Consider the following 21,271-nt stretch of genomic DNA (forward strand, 5'->3'; position numbering starts at 1 on the left):
CGTCTGGATGGTATTATTCGCGCCATGAAGAAATCCGACCTGCCAACCAACGTGCAACAGGCGGCGCTGCTCGACGCCGCCATCGTCCGGGGGCGCGATGCGCTCGCGCGCCGGCAACAGCCCGACGGGAGCTGGTGCTTCGAGCTCGAATCGGACGCGACGATCACCGCCGAATACATTCTCATGATGCATTTCATGGGCAAGATCGACACGGTGCGTCAGGAGAAAATGGCGCGCTATCTGCGTGCGATCCAGCGCCTCGAAACGCATGGCGCGTGGGATCTCTACGTGGACGGCGCACCCGACGTCTCGGCGAGCGTGAAGGCTTATTTCGCGCTCAAGGCGGCGGGCGACGCGCAAAGCGCGCCGCATATGGTGCGCGCGCGCGAAGCCATCCTGAAGCTCGGCGGGGCGGCGAAGTCCAATGTCTTCACGCGCATCCTGCTGGCCACCTTCGGCCAGGTGCCGTGGCGCGCGACCCCCTTCATGCCCGTCGAATTCGTGCTGTTCCCCAAGTGGGTGCCGATCTCGATGTACAAGGTCGCCTACTGGGCGCGCACGACCATGGTGCCGCTGCTCGCGCTCTGTTCGCTGAAGGCGCAGGCGCGCAATCCGCACCACGTGTCGATCGCCGAATTGTTCGTCACGCCAGCGGAGGAGGAGCGCGAGTATTTCCCGCGCGGCAAGGGCGTGCGCAAGCTTTTTCTTGCGCTGGACCGCACGGTTCGCCATCTCGAGCCGCTGATTCCGCAAGCCTTGCGCGCGCGTGCGATGAAGTACGCGGAAGCCTGGTGCGCGGAGCGCATGAACGGCGAGGACGGCATGGGCGGCATCTTCCCGCCCATCGTCTACAGCTACCAGATGATGGAAGTGCTCGGCTATCACGAGAACCATCCGCTGCGGCGCGATTGCGAGAATGCGCTGGAGAAGCTCCTCGTCGAGCGCCCCGACGGCAGCATGTACTGCCAGCCGTGCCTGTCGCCGGTATGGGACACCGCGTGGAGCACGATGGCGCTCGAACAGGCCGTTGCGGTGCCCGATCAGTCGGGCGTCGATACGTCGGGCGTCGCTACGCCGGGCGTCGCGTCGACGCCCAACGCGGAATTGCAGCAGAAGATCGCGCGCGCCTACGACTGGCTCGCGACGCGCCAGGTGGACGACCTCAAGGGCGACTGGATCGAGAACGTGAGCCCCGATGTGCCGCCGGGCGGCTGGGCGTTCCAGTATGCGAACCCCTATTACCCCGATATCGACGACAGCGCGGTCGTGGCCGCGATGCTGCATCGCCGGGGCCGCTCGATCAAGCGCGCCACGGGCGCGGACCCGTATGCCGCGCGCGTGACGCTTGCGCTCGACTGGATGCGCGGGCTGCAGTCGCGCAACGGCGGCTTCGCGGCGTTCGATGCCGATTGCGATCGCCTCTATCTGAATGCGATTCCGTTCGCGGACCACGGCGCGCTGCTCGATCCGCCCACCGAGGACGTGTCGGGCCGTGTGCTGCTGTGCTTCGGCGTGACGGGCCGCGAGGAAGACAAGGCCGCGCTTGCGCGCACGATCGACTACATCAAGGCCACACAGCAGGCCGATGGAAGCTGGTGGGGCCGCTGGGGCACGAACTACATCTACGGTACGTGGAGCGTGCTGGCGGGCCTCGCGCTGGCGGGCGAGGACCCGTCGCAGCCGTATATCGCGCGTGCGCTCGCCTGGCTCAGGTCGCGCCAGCACGCGGACGGCGGCTGGGGCGAGACCAACGACAGCTACATCGACCCGCGCCTCGCGGGCACGAACGGCGGCGAGAGCACGTCGAACTTCACGGCGTGGGCGCTGCTCGCGCAGATGGCGTTCGGCGACCATGAGTCGGAATCAGTGCGGCGCGGGATTGCGTATCTGCTTTCGGTGCAGGACGGCGAGGGCTTCTGGTGGCATCGCTCGCATAATGCGCCGGGTTTTCCGCGTATCTACTATCTGAAGTATCACGGGTATACGGCGTATTTCCCGCTTTGGGCCTTGGCGCGTTATCGCAGGCTCGCTGCGGATGGGGCGCGGGTGAGCGCGGTGAAGGCGGACGAGGCGGTTATGCTGGCTTGAGCGTCATGCGCGTGCGAAAAACGCCACCTTTCGGGGTGGCGTTTTTTTTGCGGTATCCGTGATAATCATCGGCAACATCAAAACGAAGGACGGACGACGGATAGCGAGTAACGACCCAAGTCGATTTGTGCTGTCTGCCGGCTCCGCACGCCATTCCGATTGGCGTTGTTGATTGAAGCCTGCTGCTTGTCGCTGGAATCCAAAGATCGGTACGTCGTCTCTTCCTGAACGAGTTGCGACCTTACGTCTTCATTAACCGCCACCGGCGTCGATTGGGCAAACGAAGACACAGCCGGGACCAAAATAGATGCAGCAACGATGAGCTGAGCGAGTTTCATAACCTTGTCTCCAGGGAGTGTTCCGCGCGCATGCTTTTGCGGATCGACTGGATACAGTGTAGGACGGCAACGGCTCAGAATTGAGCGCAAGCAGAGCAACTCATTGTTGTCGGCGTATGCACGTTTGCTCAACATCGATTGGGTCGCAGGCTACATCTCCTGCATGTGCGAGTGGGGATTGGGGAAGCGTTGTCGACCAGGCTATCGCGCAGCTAACGGGACATCTCGCGGGGCCAGAGAGCACCGCTGACTAGTGCATCATCACCGCAGCGACGGGGCCGCTCACAACCGGATGGACCCCGTCTTTCACGTTTTGGCGGGGTGGTCAGTAATCGTATATCTGACTCTCGGGGGAAGAGGGGGATGCGGTCGCAGGCGAACCCGATGCCGATGACCCGCTCACTGCGCCGCCGTACCCGGTTGAGCCGTTGTGGGCCGCCACGCGCGCTTCTGCTGCCTGAACGTCTTGCGGGTAGTTGACGTCCTCGCCCCTCGAGGGGGTGTAGCCAGCCTGCTCGAGTTGCTGGAGTTCGGCGCGCACCTGGGCGCGTGTGATAGGCGCCTGCGTGTCCGACTGGGCGAATGCCGCGAGCGATACGGCGAGGGCGGATGCGGCGGTGACTGCGAGGATTGCCGATTTCACGATGACCTCCTTTTGCGCGTTGCACGCACGTGGTGCATTGAAATGACCAACGCGGCACGCCGGCATTGATGACTGTATTCGCCGACCCAATGCGCATGAATACGGCAAGCGTCCTAAAAGAGGCTCGGGGATTACCCTATTATCGGACTGGCGATTCGATCGGCAGAAGCCCACGGGTCGTGTCGCGCCAGCACCCATGATCTGCGCGGTGCAATCAGCGCGGCAACCGCTAGAATTGCGGTTTTAGCCAGGAATATGCCCCATGTCTTTTGCCTCGCTTGGCCTGATCGATCCCTTGCTGCGTAATGTGCAGGAGCTCAATTACCAGACACCTACGCCGGTGCAGGCCAAGGCGATTCCTGCTGTGCTCGGCGGCAAGGACGTCATGGCTGGGGCGCAGACCGGCACGGGCAAAACGGCGGGCTTCGCGCTGCCGCTGTTGCAACGGCTGGTGCAACACGGGCCGGCGGTGTCCAGCAACCGCGCGCGCGTTCTGGTGCTGGTGCCCACGCGCGAACTGGCTGAACAGGTGCTGCAAAGCTTTGTCGCTTACGGCAAAGGCCTCGACTTGCGCTTCCTGGCTGCCTACGGCGGTGTGAGCATCAACCCGCAGATGATGAAGTTGCGCAAAGGCGTGGACGTGCTCGTCGCCACGCCGGGCCGATTGCTGGATCTCAATCGCCAGAACGCAGTGCAGTTCGATCAAGTCCAGACGCTGGTGCTGGACGAAGCGGACCGCATGCTGGATCTGGGCTTTGCGCGCGAACTCAACGCCGTTTTTGCCGCGTTGCCCGCTCAGCGCCAGACCTTGCTGTTCTCCGCCACGTTTACCGATGATATCCGCGCCATGGCGGCGAGCATTCTGCGCGGCCCGGTCAATATCAGCGTCAGCCCGCCCAATGCCACGGCCAGCAAGATCAAGCAGTGGGTGGTGACGGTGGATAAGCGGAACAAGCCCGAGCTCTTCATGCACCTTGTGGCTGAGAACAAGTGGGAGCACGCGCTGGTGTTCGTCAAAACCCGCAGCGGCGTGGATTACCTGGCGGCCATGCTGGATGACGCGGGCTATGCGGTCGACACCATCCACGGCGACAAACCGCAACCCGCGCGTCTGCGCGCGCTGGAGCGCTTCAAGACGGGCGAAGTCCAGATGCTGGTCGCCACCGATGTGGCTGCGCGCGGGCTCGATATCGACGACTTGCCGCTCGTGATCAACGTCGATCTGCCGATCGTGGCGCAAGACTATGTGCATCGTATTGGCCGTACCGGCCGCGCGGGCGCCAGTGGCGTGGCGGTATCCCTCGTGTGTGCCGATGAAGCGCCGCAACTGGCCGCGATTGAAGCGCTGATCCGGCAAACGCTGCCCCGTGAAGAGGAGCCGGGTTTCGAAGCCGAACACCGCGTGCCGGAAACCAGCGCAACGGGCCAGATCATCAAGAAGCCGAAAAAGCCCAAGAAGCCCAAAGTGCCGCAAGCCGCACCGGGCGCCGTGCAGGTGCCCAGCAAAAAGCCACACCCGCAAAGTGGCGAAAACAAAGGCAAGCCTACGGCGCAGCACGCTGTGGCCACGGGTAAAGACACAAGCTTGATCAGCGGCAGCCCATTCAGCGTGCAAAAGCCACGCAGCAAACCCGCCAGCAAGCCAGTTGCGGGTTCACGCAAGCCGGCTGGCAGACCCGCAGGTGGCCGCGGCAAACGCCAACCCTGATCCGTGGATTTGAGCGTCGCTCACCCGACAAACTGCGAATGGCAGTTACACTGGACGCCCCCCTTCATGTGCGTGGAGTCCCCATGAGCAAGCCTACTCTTGTATCGACCGCCGCCACGTTGCTGTGCGTGGGCGCCCTGGCGGCCTTGAGCGCCACCCCGGCTCAGGCAGGCGGCGCGCCGGTGAAATGCCGCCTGACCTTCAGCATGTCGGGATGGTCGGCGATTTATCAGCATGCCGAAGGGCGCGGCAACGTCACTTGCAGCAACGGGCAAAAAGCCGCCGTCAAGATCAGCGTGCACGGCGGCGGCCTGACAGCCGGCAAATTCCGCGTCAGCGGCCACGGCGATATCACCCATGTCTACAGCATCAAGGAGGTGTACGGCAGCTATGCGCAGGCCGGCGCTTCGGCCGGGGCGGGGAACGGCGGTACTGCCCAGGTGCTGACCAAGGGAACGACGTCGATGACGTTGAGCGGCACCGGCGAAGGCGTGGACCTTGGCCTGGCGGTCGATGATTTCAAGATCGAACCGCTGCACTGAGGCACCCGGGACGCGCCGATCCACTCCCTGCGCCACCCCGCGCGCGTTTGAATAAAGCCGTGCGCCCGCCCTGCTGCAGCAGCAACAGGGCGGGCGCACGTCAGTCATGCCGCAAGGGTCTGTCGCGCGCGGGCGTCAGCTCTTCGGGGCCTTGTCGAGCACCAGGCCCGTCTGCGGGTCGAGGAACAGCTTGTGTTCATAGCGGCCTTCGCCGCGGCGGTTGAAATCGAACATGCCCATGATGCTGCCCGCCGTCGCGTCGAACGAACCGCCACCCAGACGCTTCCCATCAAGCCAGTTGTCTTCGATGAAGCGCACCACCGATGCCTGGTCGATCAGCGTGTGGTCGACGTAGTTCTCCTTCGCCCACGGCGAGATCACGACAAACGGAATGCGCGTGCCCGGACCGCAGCGGCCATTCACAGGCTTGCCGTTCAGGCCATTGGGCGCCGAGCCGGTGCCGCAGGTTCCGGGACCATTGAGCTGGTCGGCAACCGGGTCGAACGAAGCACTGGTCGGCTGCGCGTAAGCGTGGTCGTACCAGCCGTCGGAGTCATCCCATGCCACGACAACGGCGGTGTCGTTCCAGTCCTTCTGCTCCTGCAGGAAGTTCACGACCTTCGTGACGAAAGCCTGCTCGTCGAGCGGGTCCGAATAGCCCGCGTGACCATCCTGGTAGGCCGGGGCCTTCAGGAAGCTCACCGCCGGGAAATTGCCTGCGCTCACTGCGTCGAAGAAGTCGTCGGTATCGTATTCGTGATTGGCCGGGTCGGGGGTGTGGCTATGCCGCTCCATCGTGTGCCCGATCGCCTCGATCGAGCTCGGGCGCAAATGGTTCGGATTCGACGTCGACGCGTAGTACTGAAACCAGTTGTGGTGCGGAATATAGTCGGCCGTGGCTGCACCGACGACCGGCGACACCGTGCTGCGCAGGCACCCGGTCGTGCCATTGCTGTTCTTCGTGGCGAGATTGAAGCCGCCCATGAAGCCGCCCCACGTAATGTTGCGCGCGTTCAGCAGGTCGCCGATATTCTTGCCGCTCATCATTGAGGTGTTGGTCTTGCTCGAGCAGAGGTCGCTGCCCGGGTCGACGTCGTTGATCAACGTGAACCCGCCCTGACCGTCGTTCACGTAGTACGAGGCGGGCGTCGAAGGCGGCGGCGACGGCAGCACAACCGTCATGCCGTTGGTTTGCCCGGAGACCACTTCGAGCGCACCCGGCGTCGACGGCCCGTAGGTCGCGGTATAGGCGTTATCGCTCATCGCGAAGCGCTGTGCATAGTTCCACAGCGCGGTGACCGTGTTGCCGTCGTAATAGCCCATCACCTGGCCCGTCGTGCCGAAGGCGCCGGCCCCGCCGCTCGTGCCCTTACCCGTGTACTTCGGGAAAAGGTCGGCCTTGCCGTCGTCGTACGCCTCCTGCTCGGGCGTGTACGCGTGGTTCTGGTCGGCCGTGGCGGCCTGCGTGCGGTCCAGACGGAAGGGATTGGACGCGCCCGCGCCGTTGGCCGGATTCAAGTTCGGGTTGCTGGTGAGCAGCGTGCCCGAAAGGCCGTTCACCTCGGGCGTGCCCGGCTGCGCGTTGAATGCCGGCTCGCCTGACGGGTTGGTCGCGTGCGGATAGGTGGCGAAGTAATGATCGAACGAGACGTTCTCGCCGTAGATCACGACCAGATGCTTGATCGGCGTGGCCGTGTGAACTTCGTCGGGATGATTCTTGTCCTGGTCGTCGCCAGCACTCCATGCAACTGTCGATGCGAATGCTGCGGCGGTGAGCGATCCAAGTGCTACGTGACGCCATTGCATATCAGGCTCCTGGTTAAATTCGTTTTGCCGGATTAACCGCGGAGCCGAGGCGTCGCGATGATCAGATTCGCATCATGTGCTTGTGCCAACTGGAGGGGGCCACGCGGCAGTGGGATTAGAGCATCGACGCATGAATGCTGAGCGTCAGATTCCTTACGGAATATTTTCATCCGAATGGATCGGTCATCAGATGCCGCGCAATCTTCCTGGCGGTCGAGTGCGCAGCACGCCACGCGCAACGCATGGGCCCTGAAAGGTGGAGGCGGTAGTATGCGGCGACTGCTGATGCGCGTCCCGCCTGGCTTCGCCTGTACGCGGTCGGCAGAAACAGCATCACAACAGTATTCAGGAGACGAAATGGAAACGTACGTGTTGATTGGCGGTGTGTTTGGGCTGGGTTTGCTGATTGCCGTCTTCGGGCTCTGGAAGCTCAGGTGAGTGTCGCCGCAGCGTCACGGGATGTTGCAACCCGAGCATCCGCGACCAGCATGCACACCCCCAAAGGATCGGTCCATCAGTTCAGCAATCCTCACGAGGAGGTGGCCCGTGCGCTTGTCGTGCTGACACCCGGCATCGGGGCGCAGTATTTCCCCGACGTCGCGGCAATCACCAATGCCGGCGACGGCGCCGATCGCGCCAGGCTTGGCGCGGTCATGTTCAGGTATGGTCTGTTGCCCGCGCAACCTCAGTGATCGCGCAGGTTGCTCCGCTAGCGACGGAATTGCCCCGCGTCGGCAACGATGACGAGTACGCTGCACGGCCCGCCGGAAAGCGGCGGGCCTGCATGAGCGATCAGAGTCCGCTTACCGTCTTCACCGTCACCCACTGGCCGTTCTTCACCTGATAGACGGTGGACGAGCCGTTCTTCAGCGAGCCATTCGTGTTGAACGAGATATGGCCGGTGATGCCGTCAAAGGCGATGCCTTGCAGCTTCGCGCGGTAGTCGTCGGGCTTCGTCGAATTGGCGGCCTGCATTGCCTTGATGGCGGCCCATGCCGCGTCATAGCCGAATGGCGCGTACGAGAGCACGTCGTCGCCGAACTTCTGCTTGAAGCGCTCGGCGAACTTCGAGCCTACCGGCGTGCTGTCGAGCGGACGGCCGTACTCCCATGCCATCGCGCCTTCGGACACGTCGCCCGCGAGCTTGATGAAGTCGACGTCCTTCACGCCGCCGCCGCCCACGTACTGCGCCTTGATGCCGAGCTGGCTCATCTGCTTCATGATGCCGGCCGCCTGCGGGTTGAGGGCGCCCACGAAAATCAGATCGGGGTTCTTGCTCTTGATGGTCGTGAGCTGGGTCTTGAAGTCCGTCGCCTGGTTCGTCGTGTACTCGCGATCGACGATGTCGCCTCCATGCGCCTTGACCGCTTTCACGAACTCGTCGGCTTCGCCCTGGCCGAATGCCGTGCGGTCGTCGATGACGGCGATGCGCTTGGCCTTCGTGGTCGTGACCGCGTAGGCGCCCGCGGTGCCCGCGTTTTGCGCGTCGCTCGAGATCACCATGAAGATGTTCTTGAAGCCGCGGCCGCTGATGACCGGGTTCGTGGCGGCCGGATCGATGTCGGGCAGGCTCGCCTTTTCGTAGAGCTCGGAAGCGGGGATCGTCGTGCCCGAGTTGAAGTGGCCGACGACGATCGATACGCCTTCATCCACGAGCTTTTGCGCGACTTGCACGCCGACGCGCGGGTCGGCCTGATCGTCTTCGGCCACGAGTTCGAACGAGACGGGCTGGCCGTTGATCTTGACGCCTTGCGCCTTGGCGTCGTCGAGGGCCATTTTGACGCCGTTCTCCAGATCCTTGCCGTAATTGGCGTTGGGGCCGGTGAGCGGCGCGGCAAAACCGACTTTTACAACGGTATCCGCGTGGGAGGCGAGCGGTGCAACAGCGAGAAGTGCTCCAACTGCAACTGCGACAGGGGTGAGAGTCTTCGCAAAGCGCATGTTGTTTCCTTTGTCGGCAAAGTAGGCGTGGTATCGATCGAACCGCTCCGAATGAGGAACGCCGCGGCAATCGCAGGAAGCGACTATATGAAGCCAATATCGATCCGTCTTGACCGTTTGCGACGTTCCGTATGCGCATTTCGGCATAGTCGGCCGAATCGAAGCAATTAGGGCAAGTACGCCCGCCCGCGCGCGAGGTCAGGTTCGGCCTTGCTCGATCATGCGGTTGATAGCAAACGTCTAGCGCAGCAGGCTTTGCGCGACCCCGGCCGCGATGCAGAAACCCACCACAACGAGTAGCGGCGCTTTCCAGCGCACCAGCAGAAAGAAGCCGATGCACGCGATGGCGAAATCGGCTTGCGTCTGGACCGCGCTCGTCCAGACCGGCGAGTAGAGCGCAGAGGCCAGCAGGCCGACGACGGCGGCGTTGACGCCGGCAAGGGCCGCCGACATGGCCGGCCGGCTGCGCAGCGCGTGCCACCACGGCAGCGCGGCCAGCACGAGCAGCAGGCCCGGCAGAAAGATCCCCACGGTCGCGAGCAGCGCGCCGCTCCAGTGGTTGGGGGGCGTCGCCATCATCCAGCCGAGAAAAGCCGCAAACGTGAAGAGCGGCCCCGGCACGGCCTGTGCCGCGCCGTAGCCGGCAAGGAAGTCGTTGGGCGCGACCCAGCCGGTTGCGACTGTCGCGTGCTGGAGCAAGGGCAGCACCACGTGTCCGCCGCCGAACACGAGCGCGCCGGACCGATAGAACGCTTCGAACACGCGCACGCCGTGCGCGGCCGCGCCAGGCAGCGGAAGGCCGATCAGCAGTACGCAAAAGACGACCAACGCGGCGATGCCCGCCTTGCGCGACACGGGAAACTCACCGGCATGCCCGGGTACGGCGCGCGTGTCGCCCGCGGTTTTCGTGCGGCACAGCGCGAGGCCGAGCAGGGCGCCCGCGGCGATTGCGATGAGTTGTGCATATGCCGTGGTCAGCAGGCTGAGCAAGGCGACGGACGCGAGCGCGATGGCCGCGCGGCGACGGTCGGGGCACAGACGCCGCGCCATGTCCCAGACGGCCTGGGCCACCACGGCCACCGCGACGAGCTTCAGGCCATGCACCACGCCTGCGCCGGCCGGCCCGCCCAGATCCGGTGCGATGGCCGCGAAGATCAGCATCGCGAACACCGAGGGCAGCGTGAATCCACACCAGGCCGCGAGCCCGCCGGCCCAGCCGGCCCGCAGCAAGCCGATCGAAAAGCCCGTCTGGCTGCTGGCGGGCCCCGGCAGGAACTGGCACAGCCCGACCAGATCGGTGAAGGCCTCGTCGTCGAGCCAGCGGCGGCGCTCGACGAACTCGCGGCGGAAGTAGCCGAGATGCGCAATCGGGCCGCCAAAGCTCGTCATCCCGAGCCTGAGAAAGACCCGCAGCACTTCAAGCGTGCGGCCGGTGGAGGACGAGCGCGGCGATGACATGTCCGTGTGCATGGAAGACGGGCAAGGTTCGAAGGCTCTCGATCTTAGCTGCGGATGCCGGGTGTTGCGAGGCGCGTCATCCTGCGCAACTGGCGCGGCAGGACGATATACATGCTCCAGAGCACGACGAGCAGGGCCCGGCACACGGCAGAGACATGATGGGGAAGCGGCGCTGCCACGTCGGCAATCGCGAGGCTGCCGGGAATGGACCACACGTAGGTCGTCCAGCCCAGCAGCGTTGCGTGCCAGAGGCCGAGTCGCGCGGGCGCTGGCATTGCGTGCGCAACCAGTCCGCCGCGCACCATGTAGCCCGCGAGCGGCAGGCTCAGCAGCGCGTACAGCACGAGGGCCACGATGACGGGCAGCAGGTTGGCCACGATGCCCGACAGGACCTCGAGCGCCACGAGCCACGTGGACGACGCACCCGCCGGGCGCGGCCTGCCCAGATCGGCTGTCCACTGCGCGAGCGGCAGGCCGGCCTTCGCCATCAGGAAATGAAAGGCGAACACGCCAGCGATGAAGAACAGCATGTTCGCGAGCCATTGCCGCCAGGCGCAGGACCACCAGACGTACAGGCGCCGGCCGAAGCTCATGCCCCGGTCGAGCCTGAAGAGCGCCCGGCGGTCGGTGAGTGCGGCGCAGCACACGAGCACGGCAAAGAGGACGGCCGCGAGGATGAGGGCCTCGAAATTCCACAGGAAGAACCCCGCATGCTGCCCGGTGACAGTCATGGGCTCGTGGGGCGTGGAGAAGTTCTGCAGATGGTGGGCGATATAGTCCGAGGGGGAGGTCAACTGCGAAGCATTGCTTGCTGTCATGTCGTCTCCGTATTGCGCGACACCCCGTCGAATGCATGTTTTTTGCCGCCATTCTAGACTCGATCGCCCGAGCGGGCCCGCGCGCTGCAATTTCGGGCTTTCGCGACCCGGCCGGCAATGGCTGGAAGATGATCGAGGCGCCGCAGAACGGCAAGTGAACGGTCGCTGAGCGCCTCGAGCCGGAAGCGCTGCCTTAGAATGACCTCCGCGAACTTGTTCTTGCGCCTGGCGATGGAAGTCGCGAGGCGGCAGCCCGTTACCGGAGTGACCCGATGTCCGTCGATATGAAAGCAAGCGCCGCGTCCGGCGAAGTCTGGCTGATTCGCCACGGCGAAACCGAGTGGAGCCGCAGCGGCCAGCACACGGGGCGCACCGATATCGCGCTCACCGAGCATGGCCGCGATCAGGCGCGTGCGCTCGCCAGACCGCTCGCCGCGCAGCGCTTCAACGCGGTGCTCGCGAGCCCGATGTCGCGCGCCATCGAGACCTGCCGGCTGGCGGGCCTCGGCGACGAGATGATCGTGTCGGGCGATCTGCACGAATGGGATTACGGCATCTACGAGGGCCGCACCACGGCCGACATCCGCAAGACGGAGCCGGACTGGAATGTCTGGCACTCGCTGATCCCGCACGGCGAGAGCCTCTCGCAGATCGAGGTGCGCGCTCGCGGCGTGGTCGAGAGTCTGCTGGCGATGCTCGGGCAGAGTGGATCCAGCGGGGCGGCCCGCCGCATTGCCGTTTTCTCGCATGCCCATTTTCTGCGCGTGCTCGCGGGATGCTGGATCGGCAACTCGGCGGCGCTGGGCGCGCATCTCTACCTGGATACGGCAACGATCAGCATGCTTGGCTTCGACCGCGAGAACCGCGCGGTCCGGCGCTGGAACGCGCGGCCCGAGGGGTGCGAGTAGGGCGCGAGTCGGCTGCGCGCGCATCCATCGGCAGGGTCGGCCGCCGTCCCATCAGTCCGGGATCGAATTGCCTGATTCAATCAGAACTGCAAACCATTTTTGAATCGAGCCGATCCGGTGCTTGCTCGTCGATCTCGGCCATGGTCAGCGTGGCCGTCTCCTTCAGCGCATACGAGCAGAGCGCCACCAGTGCGAGCGCCAGCGCGCCATAGAGCGCAACGGCAAGCGCGTTGTGATGCGTGGCGATCAGGATGGCGGTGGCCGCGCTCGATGCGGTGCCGCCGCCCAGCGCTGCGCCAATCTGGTAGCTCGCGGAAATACCCGAGTAACGCATCGCCTGCGGAAACTGTTCGCCGAGGAAGGCCGGAATGGGGCCTTGCGTCATGCCCATGAACGCGCCCACGAGCACGTAGGCGAGAAAGGCGAGCGGCACGCCTTTCATGCCCACGAGCGCGAAGAACGCGAACATCCCGGCGGTCATGACCGCCGCGCCGCAGATCATGACGGTGCGCCGTCCGAGCTTGTCAGAGAGGTGGCCGAAGAAAGGCGCGGACAGCACGATGGCAACGGAGAGCGCGAGATCGAAGACGAGCGCCTGGGTGCTGCTGTAGCCAATATCGGTGGCATAGGCGAGGAAGAAGGTGCTGCCGATATAGGCGATCGTGATGTAGCCGAACGCGATGCCCGTGCACAGCAGCAGCTCGCGCGGGCGCTGGCGGATGGCTTCGAGCAGCGGCATCTTCGCGTCACGCGCGTGGCTGGCGGCGGCATGGGCCCCGCTTTGCATGCGCGCATAGAGGCCGACCAGCACGAGCAGTCCGCCGAGCCAGAACGGAATGCGCCACGCGAAACCGGCGAGGTCGCCGTGCGCGCCCGCGCTCACGGCGCCGAACACGATGTCGCCGATGATCCCGCCCACGCCGATCCCCATGCTCGTGAAGCTGCCCCACAGGCCGCGCCGGCCCGCGGGCGCGTGCTCGATGCCGAAGAGCGCCGCGCCGCCCCATTCGCCGCCGGCCGCGAAGCCCTGGATCAGCCGCAACAGGATCAGCAGGACCGGCGCCGCCGTGCCGATCGACGCATAGCCGGGCAGGCAGCCGATCAGGAACGAACTGGCGCCCATGAGCAGCAGCGTCGTGACGAGCACCTTCTGGCGCCCGACCTTGTCGCCGAAGTGGCCGAACAGCACGCCGCCGAGCGGACGCGCGAGGAAGCCCGCGCCAAACGCGCCGAACGCGACCAGCGTCGCGGTCAATCGGTCGAGCGAGGGAAAGAACACTTGCGGGAAAACCAGTGCGGCGGCCATCCCGTAGATCACGAAATCGTAGAACTCGAGCGCCGTGCCCATGCCGGACACGCAAAATGCCCTGAGCGCCGCCCTCGCGGAGAGGCCGCGCGATGTGTCTCCAGCCATTGTCTTTTTTCCTTGTTTTTTCCTGCCTGGGCGCGCGGCTTCCGTGGCCCGCGCCGCACGCATCAAAAGCGCGCGCTGCCCATTTTCACGAGAACCTGCGGATTGCCAGCGGCATATTCGAGCGCGCTGGCTTCGGTATCGATGCCGATCGTGAGGAGCGTTTCCCAGTGCTCCGTATCGGGCCGGCTGGGGTCCGGGCGCACGCAGACCGGCGCATTCGCGCCCGCGCTGCCGCACATGGATTCGGCGCGGCTGCGCAGGTCGCTGGCGGTCATGCCGGCCACGGCGGCCTTCAGATGGTCGAGCCGCGCCCAGGTGGTGGACGTCTCCGGGGCGCGCTCGCCCACGGTGAGTCCCCCGTCGAGGAAATGGTTCGTGTGCAGCAGCCAGCCATCCGCGCGCGGCGGCACGACCGCGACGCCGCTCGGGCTCAACTCGATGCTCGCGGCGCGCAGGCCCGAAGCCGGAGAGGCATCGCGCGCGAACACGTTCAATACCGTCGATGCGCTCAATGGCGCGGAGCGCGCAAGATCGATGGCCTCGTCGACGCTGGCCGCCTCCTCGAGCAGCCGCCGCGCGATGGCATGCACGGGCACGCCGCCCGCAGCGTTGTCGCTCGTGTGGTGGAGGATGTTGAAATGCAGGCCGAGCCCTGCGCTGTTTACGCCGATCTTGCCCAGCATGCCGAATTCGGTGAACTGCTTCACCGTGATGCCACGCCGGGTCGTGAGCTGAAGCATCAGGCCATGCGGCGCGAGCGCCTCGTGCCAGTCCCAGGTCTGGATCGAGCGCGGCGCGCGCGGGCCCGGCGGCGCATGCACGGCAGTCGAGCACTCGCCTTCGGGCGCCGGCGGCCTGGTCGCGAGGATCTCCGTGCGCGCGCTCACGCAAGCGAGCTGCCACAGTGGCAGCCGCGCGCCTTCGGCCATTGCCGCGACTTCGGCTGCGAGGTCGGGGCACCAGGCTTCCAGCCGGCTCTGGCACGCCTCGCCGATGGCGCGCGCCTGCTCGGCGGGGGCCCCCACACGCGGGAAGAAGCCGAGGTAGCGCGTGGCCGTTTCGTGGATTTCCCGCGCCCACCGCTCTCCGATCTGTCGCCCGCGAAGCGCGGGATTCGCGGTTTCGGTCACGAAGGTATGAATTTTCACGTCGATTGCTCCCAGTATTTGCTGCGCCGGCCAGGTTTTACACGCTGGCCGTTTCCCATGAGGCACAAATTCGCGGGACGGCGCGTGGGATGACGAAAGCCCGTTAGACTCGCCATTTCACATTTTCCCGCCGGATTTCGTAGATTAGCGGATGTTCGCCACGCGCATCGTGGCCCGTTTTGACACAAGTTTTGTGCCTGCCAGGAACAGATCCATGGACAAGATGACCGCGCTCACCATGTTCGTCGCGACCGCCGACTTCGGCGGCTTCAGCCGCGCGGCCGAGCAACTGGGCAAGACGCCCTCGGCCGTCACCAAGGGCGTGATGCAGTTGGAGGCCGAGCTGGGCGCGCGCCTCTTCGAGCGGACCACGCGCCGCATGACGCTGACCGAGGCGGGCCAGCTCTACCTCGAGGGCGCGCGTCAGGCGCTCTCGCAATTGCAGCTGGCCGCCGAGGCGGTCGACGATCTGCAGCACGCGCTGCGCGGCAGTTTGCGCATCGTCGCGCTGCCGCCGTTCGGGCCAGCATTCCTGAACGGCGCATGTTGCAGCTTCCTGCGCGAGCATCCCGAGCTGCGGCTGGAAGTCGATCTGAACGACAGCATGAACGACGAGGCCTACGACCTCTCGTTGCGCGATGGACCGATCGACCTGCCCGGCCTGATTGCGCAGCCCCTGCTCGAGAATTGCCTGATGCTCTGCGCGAGCCCGGCCTATATCGCGCGCAAGGGCGCGTCCGTGACGCTGGAGAACTATCAGTCGCACGACTGGCTGATTCTTCATCATCCGCTGCTCAACCGGAACTTCTGGTGGGTGGAGCACGGCGGCGAGCGCATTCGTCTGAAGCAACCGGTGCCGCGCCTCACGAGCGACAACTTCGACTTCCTGCTCGCTTGCCTGCTCGACGGACAGGGCCTGCAATTCTTGCCGAAGTGGAGCGCCGCGCCCCATATCGCGCGAGGTGAGCTCGTCGAACTCGACTCCGACTACTGGCGCGAGCAAACGGCGCTCGGCCCCTCCGTTTACGTGCTCTACCAACCGCACCGGCGCAACACGCGCAAGGTCCGCGTCTTCATCGATCACCTGCGCCGGCACCTCGACGGACTCGGGATCGGCGTGCAGGCCATCGCCTGAACGTAGCGGTTTTCTCTCCTCATCGCACCTGCCCCCCTGAAGGGGGGGCATACCGCCGCAAATCGAACAGTTAACGTTGTCGCCGGTTTGGACGAGTGGCCGTTACATCGATGCAACCCGGCGTAAACATCACTCGTTAGTCATGCAAAGCAAATGAACGCTGTGTGAAACCCTGCACGCTGGCCGCGCAGGCCACGCGAAAAACACAAGGAGACACGCGCGCCGGGCAGGGCGCGCACGACCGGCGATGGGCGGGCTCGCCTTGCGGCGCTTCGTCCGCCACTTCTCGCCAGCACGACTGCGCATGCGACGGCCTTTGCGCGCCGCGCGCGCGGCAATCGATTCTTCCGAACACGACGTGACGCCGGTGGGCCGCCTTGCGCGACTCGCCTGGGCCCCGTCACGCCTGCATTTTGTAATACGGGTCACTGGAACATGAAAGCTTCGCCTTCATCCTCAACACGCTCCGCCGAGCCTGCGCGTGGCATTGCGCAGGCGCGCAGCGGCAACGAGCGCTTCGTGCGCATCGAGAACGTCGTCAAGAAGTTCGGCGACAGCGTCGCGGTCAACGACGTGAGCCTCGACATCGCCAAGAACGAACTGTTCGCGCTGCTCGGCAGCTCGGGTTGCGGCAAGTCCACGCTGCTGCGCATGCTGGCCGGCTTCGAGACGGCCACCTCCGGGCGCATCTATGTCGATGGCGAAGATCTCGCGACGCTGCCGCCGTATCGGCGGCCCGTGAACATGATGTTCCAGTCGTACGCGCTCTTTCCGCACATGAGCGTGGAGTCGAACGTGGCGTTCGGCCTCAAGCAGGAAGGCGTGCCGAAGAACGAGATCAAAGAGCGCGTGGCCGATGCGCTCGAGCTCGTGCAGATGGGCCGCTATGCGAAGCGCAAGCCGCATCAGCTCTCGGGCGGGCAGCAGCAGCGCGTCGCGCTTGCGCGCTCGCTCGTCAAGCGCCCGAAGCTGCTGCTGCTCGACGAGCCGATGTCGGCGCTCGACAAGAAGATCCGCCAGAAGACCCAGCTCGAGCTCGTCAACATCATCGAGAAGGTGGACGTGACCTGCGTGATGGTCACGCACGATCAGGAAGAGGCCATGACGATGGCGAGCCGGCTCGCGGTCATGAGCGAACGGCGCATCGTTCAGGTCGGCACGCCGGGCGAGGTGTACGAGTATCCGAACAGCCGCTTCTCCGCGGAATTCATCGGTTCTACGAACCTGTTCGAGGGCACCGTGGTGCAGGACGAGCCCGATCACGTCTTCGTCGGGAGCGAAGCGCTCGAGAACCGGCTCTACGTGAGCCATGGCATTACCGGCCCGCTCGGCATGCCGGTGGGCATCTCGGTGCGGCCCGAGCACGTCTGCGTCTCGCACGCGCGGCCCACGGCGCCCTATAACTGGGCACGCGGAGTCGTGACCGACGTCGCCTATATGGGCAGCTATTCGCTCTATCACGTGCGGCTGCCGGGCGGCAAGACGGTGGTGTCGAATCTGTCGAGCGCGTACCTCATGGAAGAGGGCACGCCGGTCTGGAACGACGAGGTGTACGTATCGTGGTCGCCGGCCAGCGGCGTGGTGGTGACGCAATGAACGAGATCGCCTCCCGCTCCGCCGTCGCCGGCAGCACGGCAACGCATCCCGCCGCGCCTGGCGCGTTCAGGCGCTTTGCGGCGCGACTGGTGCCCTCGGGCCGCACGACGGTGATTGGCGTGCCGTTCCTGTGGCTCTTCGTGTTCTTCGCGCTGCCGTTCGTGCTGGTGTTCAAGATCAGCTTTTCAGACCAGATGATGGGCGTGCCGCCGTACACGAACCTCATCGCCATGAAGGACGGCGTCGTGCATCTGGCGCTGCAGCTCGGCCACTACGCATTTCTGTTCCAGGACGACCTGTATTTCTCGACGTACCTGAGCTCGCTGAAGATGGCGGCCGTCTCCACGCTGCTGTGCCTGCTGATTGGCTATCCGGTCGCGTACTACATCGCGCGCTCGAATCCCGCCACGCGCAACCTGCTCATGATGGGCGTGATGCTGCCGTTCTGGACTTCGTTCCTGATCCGCGTCTACGCGTGGATCGGCATCCTCAAGGACGACGGCCTGCTCAATCACGCGCTCATCGCCATTGGCATGATCCACTCGCCGCTGCGCCTCTATCACAGCGACGCGGGCGTCTATATCGGCATGGTCTATTCGTACCTGCCGTTCATGGTGATGCCGCTCTATGCCCACCTCGTGAAGATGGACCTCACGCTGCTCGAAGCGGCCTATGACCTGGGCGCGTCGCCCTGGGTCGCGTTCACGCGCATCACGCTGCCGCTCTCGAAGAACGGGATCATCGCGGGGAGCCTGCTCGTGTTCATCCCGGCGGTGGGCGAATACGTGATTCCCGAGCTGCTCGGCGGCGCGGACACGCTCATGATCGGCCGCGTCATGTGGGACGAGTTCTTTAACGACATGGATTGGCCAATGGCCTCGGCGGTCACGGTGGCGATGGTCCTGCTGCTGCTCGTGCCGATGGCGGTCTTTCAGTACTACCAGGTCAAGGAAATGGAGGGCGGAAAATGATCAAGCCCAATCGCACGCTTTCCACCGCCGTACTCACGTTCGGTTTCATGTTCCTGTATATCCCGATCGTCAGCCTCGTCGTTTATTCGTTCAATGAGTCGAAGCTCGTGACCGTGTGGTCGGGCTTCTCGCTCAAGTGGTACACGGCGGTCTTTCACGACACCGAGCTGCTGCACGCCGCGTGGCTCTCGCTGAAGATCGCGCTGATGACGGCGTTTGCCTCGGTTGCGATCGGCACGTGGGCCGGCTACGTCCTCGCGCGCATGGGACGCTTCAAGGGCTTCACGCTCTTCACGGCCATGATCAACGCGCCGCTCGTGATTCCCGAAGTCATCATGGGGATCTCGATGCTGCTGCTGTTCGTGGCGATGGAGCAGGTATTCGGCTGGCCGCATGGCCGCGGGCTCGTGACGATCTGGATCGGCCACGTGATGCTGTGCGTCTCCTACGTGGCGATCATCGTGCAGTCGCGCGTGAAGGAACTCAACAAGTCGCTCGAAGAAGCCGCGCTCGACCTGGGCGCGACGCCCTTCAAGGTGTTCTTCGTGATTACGCTGCCGCTCATCGCCCAAGCGCTCGTCTCCGGCTGGCTGCTGTCGTTCACGGTCTCGATCGACGACCTGATCCTCTCGGCGTTCCTCTCAGGGCCCGGCTCGACTACGCTGCCGCTCGTCGTCTACTCGCGCGTGCGCCTTGGCCTGAACCCCGAGATGAATGCGCTGGCGACGATCTTCATCTGCCTCGTCACGACGGGCGTGGTGGGCGTGAACTTCTGGCTGCAGGCGCGCGAGCGCAGGCGTCTTGCCGAGATCCAGCGGGCCTTCGCACCGGCGGAAGCGGCTGGCGTGGCCCCGCAAAGCACCGGAAGAAAGACGCAGAAGGCACTCGATCCCGCCAGTGTCTGAACGATTTAAACGCAAATAAAACGCTTTGCAATACGACCAATCAGGAGAACGTAGAATGAGAAAGAAGCTTGTCTGCCTCATGGTGGCGGGAGCGCTGCCTGGCCTCGCCGCAGCGGACACCACGAGCGATCAGATCAAGGCGCTGCAGGCGCAGCTCCACGCGCTGCAGAACGAGGTGAAGACATTGCGCGAGCAGCAGGGCGCGGCGAAACCCGTGGCGGCTCCGGCTCCGGCCGCGCAGGCCCAGGCGGTGGACGCGTCCTCGCCCGACTACGGCAAGGCGCCGGCCCATCTGACCAACGACGAAGTCGACCAGATGAAGCAGCAGCTCGCCAATCAGCAGATGAAGGTGGATACGCTCACCGACGCGGCCACGACGGGTCCGATCGCGGGCCTTTCGGTGACGGGCTATCTCGACCCGACCTATATCTACAACCGCGACCTGGGGACTTCGTCGTTCCTGTTCGCGAACCACGAGAACGTTTACCAGTACTTCAACAGCTCGTTCGGCGACTTGTACCTCGACATCAAGAAGACGTTCGGCGTGGGCCCGACGGCGCCATCGGCGGAAATCTCGCTGATGCCCAATCGCGGCAACGGCATCACGCAGCTGATGAACGAGCACGGCAGCAGTACCTCGAACATCCTGAACACGGCCTTCTTCACCGTGCCGCTCTCGATGACGACGTCCGTCACGGCGGGCTTGATGCCGAGCTTCGGTGGCTATGAGGTGCAGCAGTCCAACTTGATGCTGACGCTTACGCACGGGCTGCTCTATGACTTCTCCGATCCCGGCAGCTACGTTGGGGTGGGGGTGAACTACATGGGCGAGGGTAGCAACTGGATCTGGAAGTTCATGCTTGGCAACGAGCAGTTCCGCACGGCGGGCGCGCAGTTGCAGACCGGCACCAATGCGTTGGGCGATCCGGTCACCACTAGCAACCGCGTGCCGACTTTCACGGCACGTGTGGATTACACGTGGTCTACCGCGCTTGACATCGGCGGCTCGTTCAACATTGGCCGGCAGTCGCTCATGCAGGGTCTTGATGCGAACGGCAACACGTTGCCTGGCGTCTATGGCGTGGGCGGTCAGGCGTCCAGTCCGTTCGGGGCGTTCTTCTTTGGGGAAGCGGATCTCACCTATACGACCGCCGATATTCAGTACAACGCGGAAGTGGACTACGGACAGCAGCAGCATGCGGCTTATAACGGCGGCCAGGCGCAGTGGTATGGTCTTTCGCTGCTGGCGAATCGCAAGTTCCGGCTGCCTTATGTCGGCCGTATGGGCGTGACCGCGCGTTATGACGTGCTTGCCAATCAGAAGAATGGTGGTGGCGCGAGCAGCATTGTGCTCAACGGCAATGGCATGGATCCGTACAACGGATTCGGTATTGGCGCGAGCTGTCTCGCGGCTTCGAAGGCGGCCGGTGGATATGGCTTCGAATGCAAGGGCGCGGTGCGTCAGGATGTGACGCTCGATTTGCTGTTTTATGCGACGCAGCAGCTTACCGTCAAGGTCGAGTATCGACATGACTGGTCGACGCAGGATACTTTCCTGCGGAGCGATGGATCGTACAGCAAGTCGAACGATCTGTTCGGCACGCAGCTCATCTATTCGTTCTGATAGGTGGGGCCGCTGCGTACCGCGGTGGCCCCGTTCGTTCGGACAGTCAATCGGCGCATCAAGTGGAGTCCGCGCGGTCGGTACAATGCGGTAATTCAGCGGCGGGCCATGGTAAAAGGAAATGATAAGCGGGGCCGGAATGCCGTGATGGGAAGCGCCGAGGCGGTGGGTCAACCCGTAACAAAACCGAGGGGGCGAGCTTCCGTGAGTCAATACATAGCAATGAGG

General features: G+C 64.5%; 18 protein-coding genes. 10 read left to right on the forward strand and 8 right to left on the reverse strand.

Annotation, left to right across the window (positions count from 1 at the left end):
* The first annotated feature begins 12 nt into the window (after nt 1-12).
* Nucleotides 13-2,088, forward strand: coding sequence for a squalene--hopene cyclase (gene shc / locus BO1_RS04760; protein WP_028216583.1), 2,076 nt, complete (start codon nt 13-15; stop codon nt 2,086-2,088).
* Between the two features lie 77 nt (nt 2,089-2,165).
* Here shc and BO1_RS04765 read toward each other — a convergent pair whose 3' ends face one another.
* Both BO1_RS04765 and BO1_RS04770 read right to left on the reverse strand, forming a co-directional pair.
* Entirely contained in the window at nt 2,166-2,426 is a 261-nt protein-coding gene (locus BO1_RS04765; RefSeq protein ID WP_028216584.1) for a hypothetical protein, read from the reverse strand.
* A 325-nt stretch (nt 2,427-2,751) separates the two neighbouring features.
* Nucleotides 2,752-3,069, reverse strand: a complete 318-nt coding sequence (locus BO1_RS04770) for a DUF4148 domain-containing protein (protein ID WP_028216585.1) — start codon at nt 3,067-3,069, stop codon at nt 2,752-2,754.
* A gap of 262 nt (nt 3,070-3,331) precedes the next feature.
* Here BO1_RS04770 and BO1_RS04775 point away from each other — a divergent pair, with 262 nt between their 5' ends.
* Together BO1_RS04775 and BO1_RS04780 are read left to right on the forward strand one after the other, a co-directional pair.
* A complete protein-coding gene (locus BO1_RS04775) occupies nt 3,332-4,777 on the forward strand; it encodes a DEAD/DEAH box helicase (protein ID WP_028216586.1) in 1,446 nt (481 codons plus the stop codon).
* Nucleotides 4,778-4,860: 83 nt separating this feature from the next.
* Nucleotides 4,861-5,319: a hypothetical protein gene (locus BO1_RS04780; protein WP_028216587.1), complete on the forward strand. Its 459-nt coding sequence runs from the start codon at nt 4,861-4,863 to the stop codon at nt 5,317-5,319.
* 135 nt (nt 5,320-5,454) lie between these two features.
* Here BO1_RS04780 and BO1_RS49670 read toward each other — a convergent pair whose 3' ends face one another.
* Nucleotides 5,455-7,125: a phospholipase C gene (locus tag BO1_RS49670; RefSeq protein ID WP_043283778.1), complete on the reverse strand. Its 1,671-nt coding sequence runs from the start codon at nt 7,123-7,125 to the stop codon at nt 5,455-5,457.
* Nucleotides 7,126-7,613: 488 nt separating this feature from the next.
* Between BO1_RS49670 and BO1_RS49675 the strand changes: the two genes are divergently transcribed.
* A complete protein-coding gene (locus BO1_RS49675; protein ID WP_043283814.1) occupies nt 7,614-7,817 on the forward strand; it encodes a hypothetical protein in 204 nt (67 codons plus the stop codon).
* Nucleotides 7,818-7,917: 100 nt separating this feature from the next.
* On the opposite strand, the gene BO1_RS04800 is transcribed toward BO1_RS49675, so the two are convergent.
* The 3 genes from BO1_RS04800 to BO1_RS04810 form a co-directional block, all read right to left on the reverse strand.
* On the reverse strand, nt 7,918-9,066 hold the full coding sequence (locus BO1_RS04800; RefSeq protein ID WP_028216588.1) for a branched-chain amino acid ABC transporter substrate-binding protein: 1,149 nt from the start codon (nt 9,064-9,066) through the stop codon (nt 7,918-7,920).
* A 240-nt stretch (nt 9,067-9,306) separates the two neighbouring features.
* On the reverse strand, nt 9,307-10,536 hold the full coding sequence (gene chrA, locus BO1_RS04805) for a chromate efflux transporter (protein ID WP_028216589.1): 1,230 nt from the start codon (nt 10,534-10,536) through the stop codon (nt 9,307-9,309).
* Between the two features lie 32 nt (nt 10,537-10,568).
* Nucleotides 10,569-11,342, reverse strand: coding sequence for a hypothetical protein (locus BO1_RS04810; protein ID WP_052409355.1), 774 nt, complete (start codon nt 11,340-11,342; stop codon nt 10,569-10,571).
* Between the two features lie 272 nt (nt 11,343-11,614).
* Between BO1_RS04810 and BO1_RS04820 the strand changes: the two genes are divergently transcribed.
* Nucleotides 11,615-12,250 carry a histidine phosphatase family protein gene (locus BO1_RS04820; RefSeq protein ID WP_156992126.1) on the forward strand — a complete coding sequence of 212 codons (636 nt, stop codon included), beginning with the start codon at nt 11,615-11,617 and terminating at the stop codon, nt 12,248-12,250.
* Nucleotides 12,251-12,326: 76 nt separating this feature from the next.
* Here the strand turns inward: BO1_RS04820 and BO1_RS49680 are convergent, their stop codons facing one another.
* Both BO1_RS49680 and BO1_RS04830 read right to left on the reverse strand, forming a co-directional pair.
* A complete protein-coding gene (locus BO1_RS49680) occupies nt 12,327-13,664 on the reverse strand; it encodes an MFS transporter (protein ID WP_043283780.1) in 1,338 nt (445 codons plus the stop codon).
* Nucleotides 13,665-13,726: 62 nt separating this feature from the next.
* Nucleotides 13,727-14,812, reverse strand: a complete 1,086-nt coding sequence (locus BO1_RS04830; RefSeq protein ID WP_028216592.1) for a C45 family autoproteolytic acyltransferase/hydolase — start codon at nt 14,810-14,812, stop codon at nt 13,727-13,729.
* A gap of 214 nt (nt 14,813-15,026) precedes the next feature.
* Here BO1_RS04830 and BO1_RS04835 point away from each other — a divergent pair, with 214 nt between their 5' ends.
* From BO1_RS04835 to BO1_RS04855, 5 genes are all read left to right on the forward strand, one after another.
* Complete coding sequence (locus BO1_RS04835) at nt 15,027-15,947, forward strand: LysR family transcriptional regulator (protein WP_028216593.1); 921 nt, start codon at nt 15,027-15,029, stop codon at nt 15,945-15,947.
* A 435-nt stretch (nt 15,948-16,382) separates the two neighbouring features.
* Complete coding sequence (locus tag BO1_RS04840; protein ID WP_028216594.1) at nt 16,383-17,543, forward strand: ABC transporter ATP-binding protein; 1,161 nt, start codon at nt 16,383-16,385, stop codon at nt 17,541-17,543.
* Nucleotides 17,540-18,514 carry an ABC transporter permease subunit gene (locus tag BO1_RS04845; RefSeq protein WP_028216595.1) on the forward strand — a complete coding sequence of 325 codons (975 nt, stop codon included), beginning with the start codon at nt 17,540-17,542 and terminating at the stop codon, nt 18,512-18,514. The genes BO1_RS04840 and BO1_RS04845 overlap by 4 nt, the downstream gene beginning before the upstream one ends.
* Nucleotides 18,511-19,419, forward strand: coding sequence for an ABC transporter permease subunit (locus BO1_RS04850; RefSeq protein ID WP_028216596.1), 909 nt, complete (start codon nt 18,511-18,513; stop codon nt 19,417-19,419). The genes BO1_RS04845 and BO1_RS04850 overlap by 4 nt, the downstream gene beginning before the upstream one ends.
* A 55-nt stretch (nt 19,420-19,474) precedes the next feature.
* Nucleotides 19,475-21,043: a DUF3138 family protein gene (locus tag BO1_RS04855; protein ID WP_028216597.1), complete on the forward strand. Its 1,569-nt coding sequence runs from the start codon at nt 19,475-19,477 to the stop codon at nt 21,041-21,043.
* The last annotated feature ends 228 nt before the right edge of the window (nt 21,044-21,271 follow it).

The sequence above is a fragment of the Paraburkholderia oxyphila NBRC 105797 genome (assembly GCF_000685075.1).
Lineage (GTDB): Bacteria > Pseudomonadota > Gammaproteobacteria > Burkholderiales > Burkholderiaceae > Paraburkholderia > Paraburkholderia oxyphila.

Excerpts from the sequence above, each read along its gene's own strand:
- BO1_RS04765 (WP_028216584.1), bottom strand. The coding sequence starts at position 2,426 with ATGAAACTCGCTCAGCTCATCGTTGCTGCATCTATTTTGGTCCCGGCT.
- BO1_RS04775 (WP_028216586.1), top strand. The coding sequence starts at position 3,332 with ATGTCTTTTGCCTCGCTTGGCCTGATCGATCCCTTGCTGCGTAATGTG.
- BO1_RS04780 (WP_028216587.1), top strand. The coding sequence starts at position 4,861 with ATGAGCAAGCCTACTCTTGTATCGACCGCCGCCACGTTGCTGTGCGTG.
- BO1_RS49670 (WP_043283778.1), bottom strand. The coding sequence starts at position 7,125 with ATGCAATGGCGTCACGTAGCACTTGGATCGCTCACCGCCGCAGCATTC.
- BO1_RS49675 (WP_043283814.1), top strand. The coding sequence starts at position 7,614 with ATGCACACCCCCAAAGGATCGGTCCATCAGTTCAGCAATCCTCACGAG.
- BO1_RS04800 (WP_028216588.1), bottom strand. The coding sequence starts at position 9,066 with ATGCGCTTTGCGAAGACTCTCACCCCTGTCGCAGTTGCAGTTGGAGCA.
- chrA (WP_028216589.1), bottom strand. The coding sequence starts at position 10,536 with ATGCACACGGACATGTCATCGCCGCGCTCGTCCTCCACCGGCCGCACG.
- BO1_RS04810 (WP_052409355.1), bottom strand. The coding sequence starts at position 11,342 with ATGACAGCAAGCAATGCTTCGCAGTTGACCTCCCCCTCGGACTATATC.
- BO1_RS04820 (WP_156992126.1), top strand. The coding sequence starts at position 11,615 with ATGTCCGTCGATATGAAAGCAAGCGCCGCGTCCGGCGAAGTCTGGCTG.
- BO1_RS49680 (WP_043283780.1), bottom strand. The coding sequence starts at position 13,664 with ATGGCTGGAGACACATCGCGCGGCCTCTCCGCGAGGGCGGCGCTCAGG.
- BO1_RS04835 (WP_028216593.1), top strand. The coding sequence starts at position 15,027 with ATGGACAAGATGACCGCGCTCACCATGTTCGTCGCGACCGCCGACTTC.
- BO1_RS04840 (WP_028216594.1), top strand. The coding sequence starts at position 16,383 with ATGAAAGCTTCGCCTTCATCCTCAACACGCTCCGCCGAGCCTGCGCGT.
- BO1_RS04845 (WP_028216595.1), top strand. The coding sequence starts at position 17,540 with ATGAACGAGATCGCCTCCCGCTCCGCCGTCGCCGGCAGCACGGCAACG.
- BO1_RS04850 (WP_028216596.1), top strand. The coding sequence starts at position 18,511 with ATGATCAAGCCCAATCGCACGCTTTCCACCGCCGTACTCACGTTCGGT.
- BO1_RS04855 (WP_028216597.1), top strand. The coding sequence starts at position 19,475 with ATGAGAAAGAAGCTTGTCTGCCTCATGGTGGCGGGAGCGCTGCCTGGC.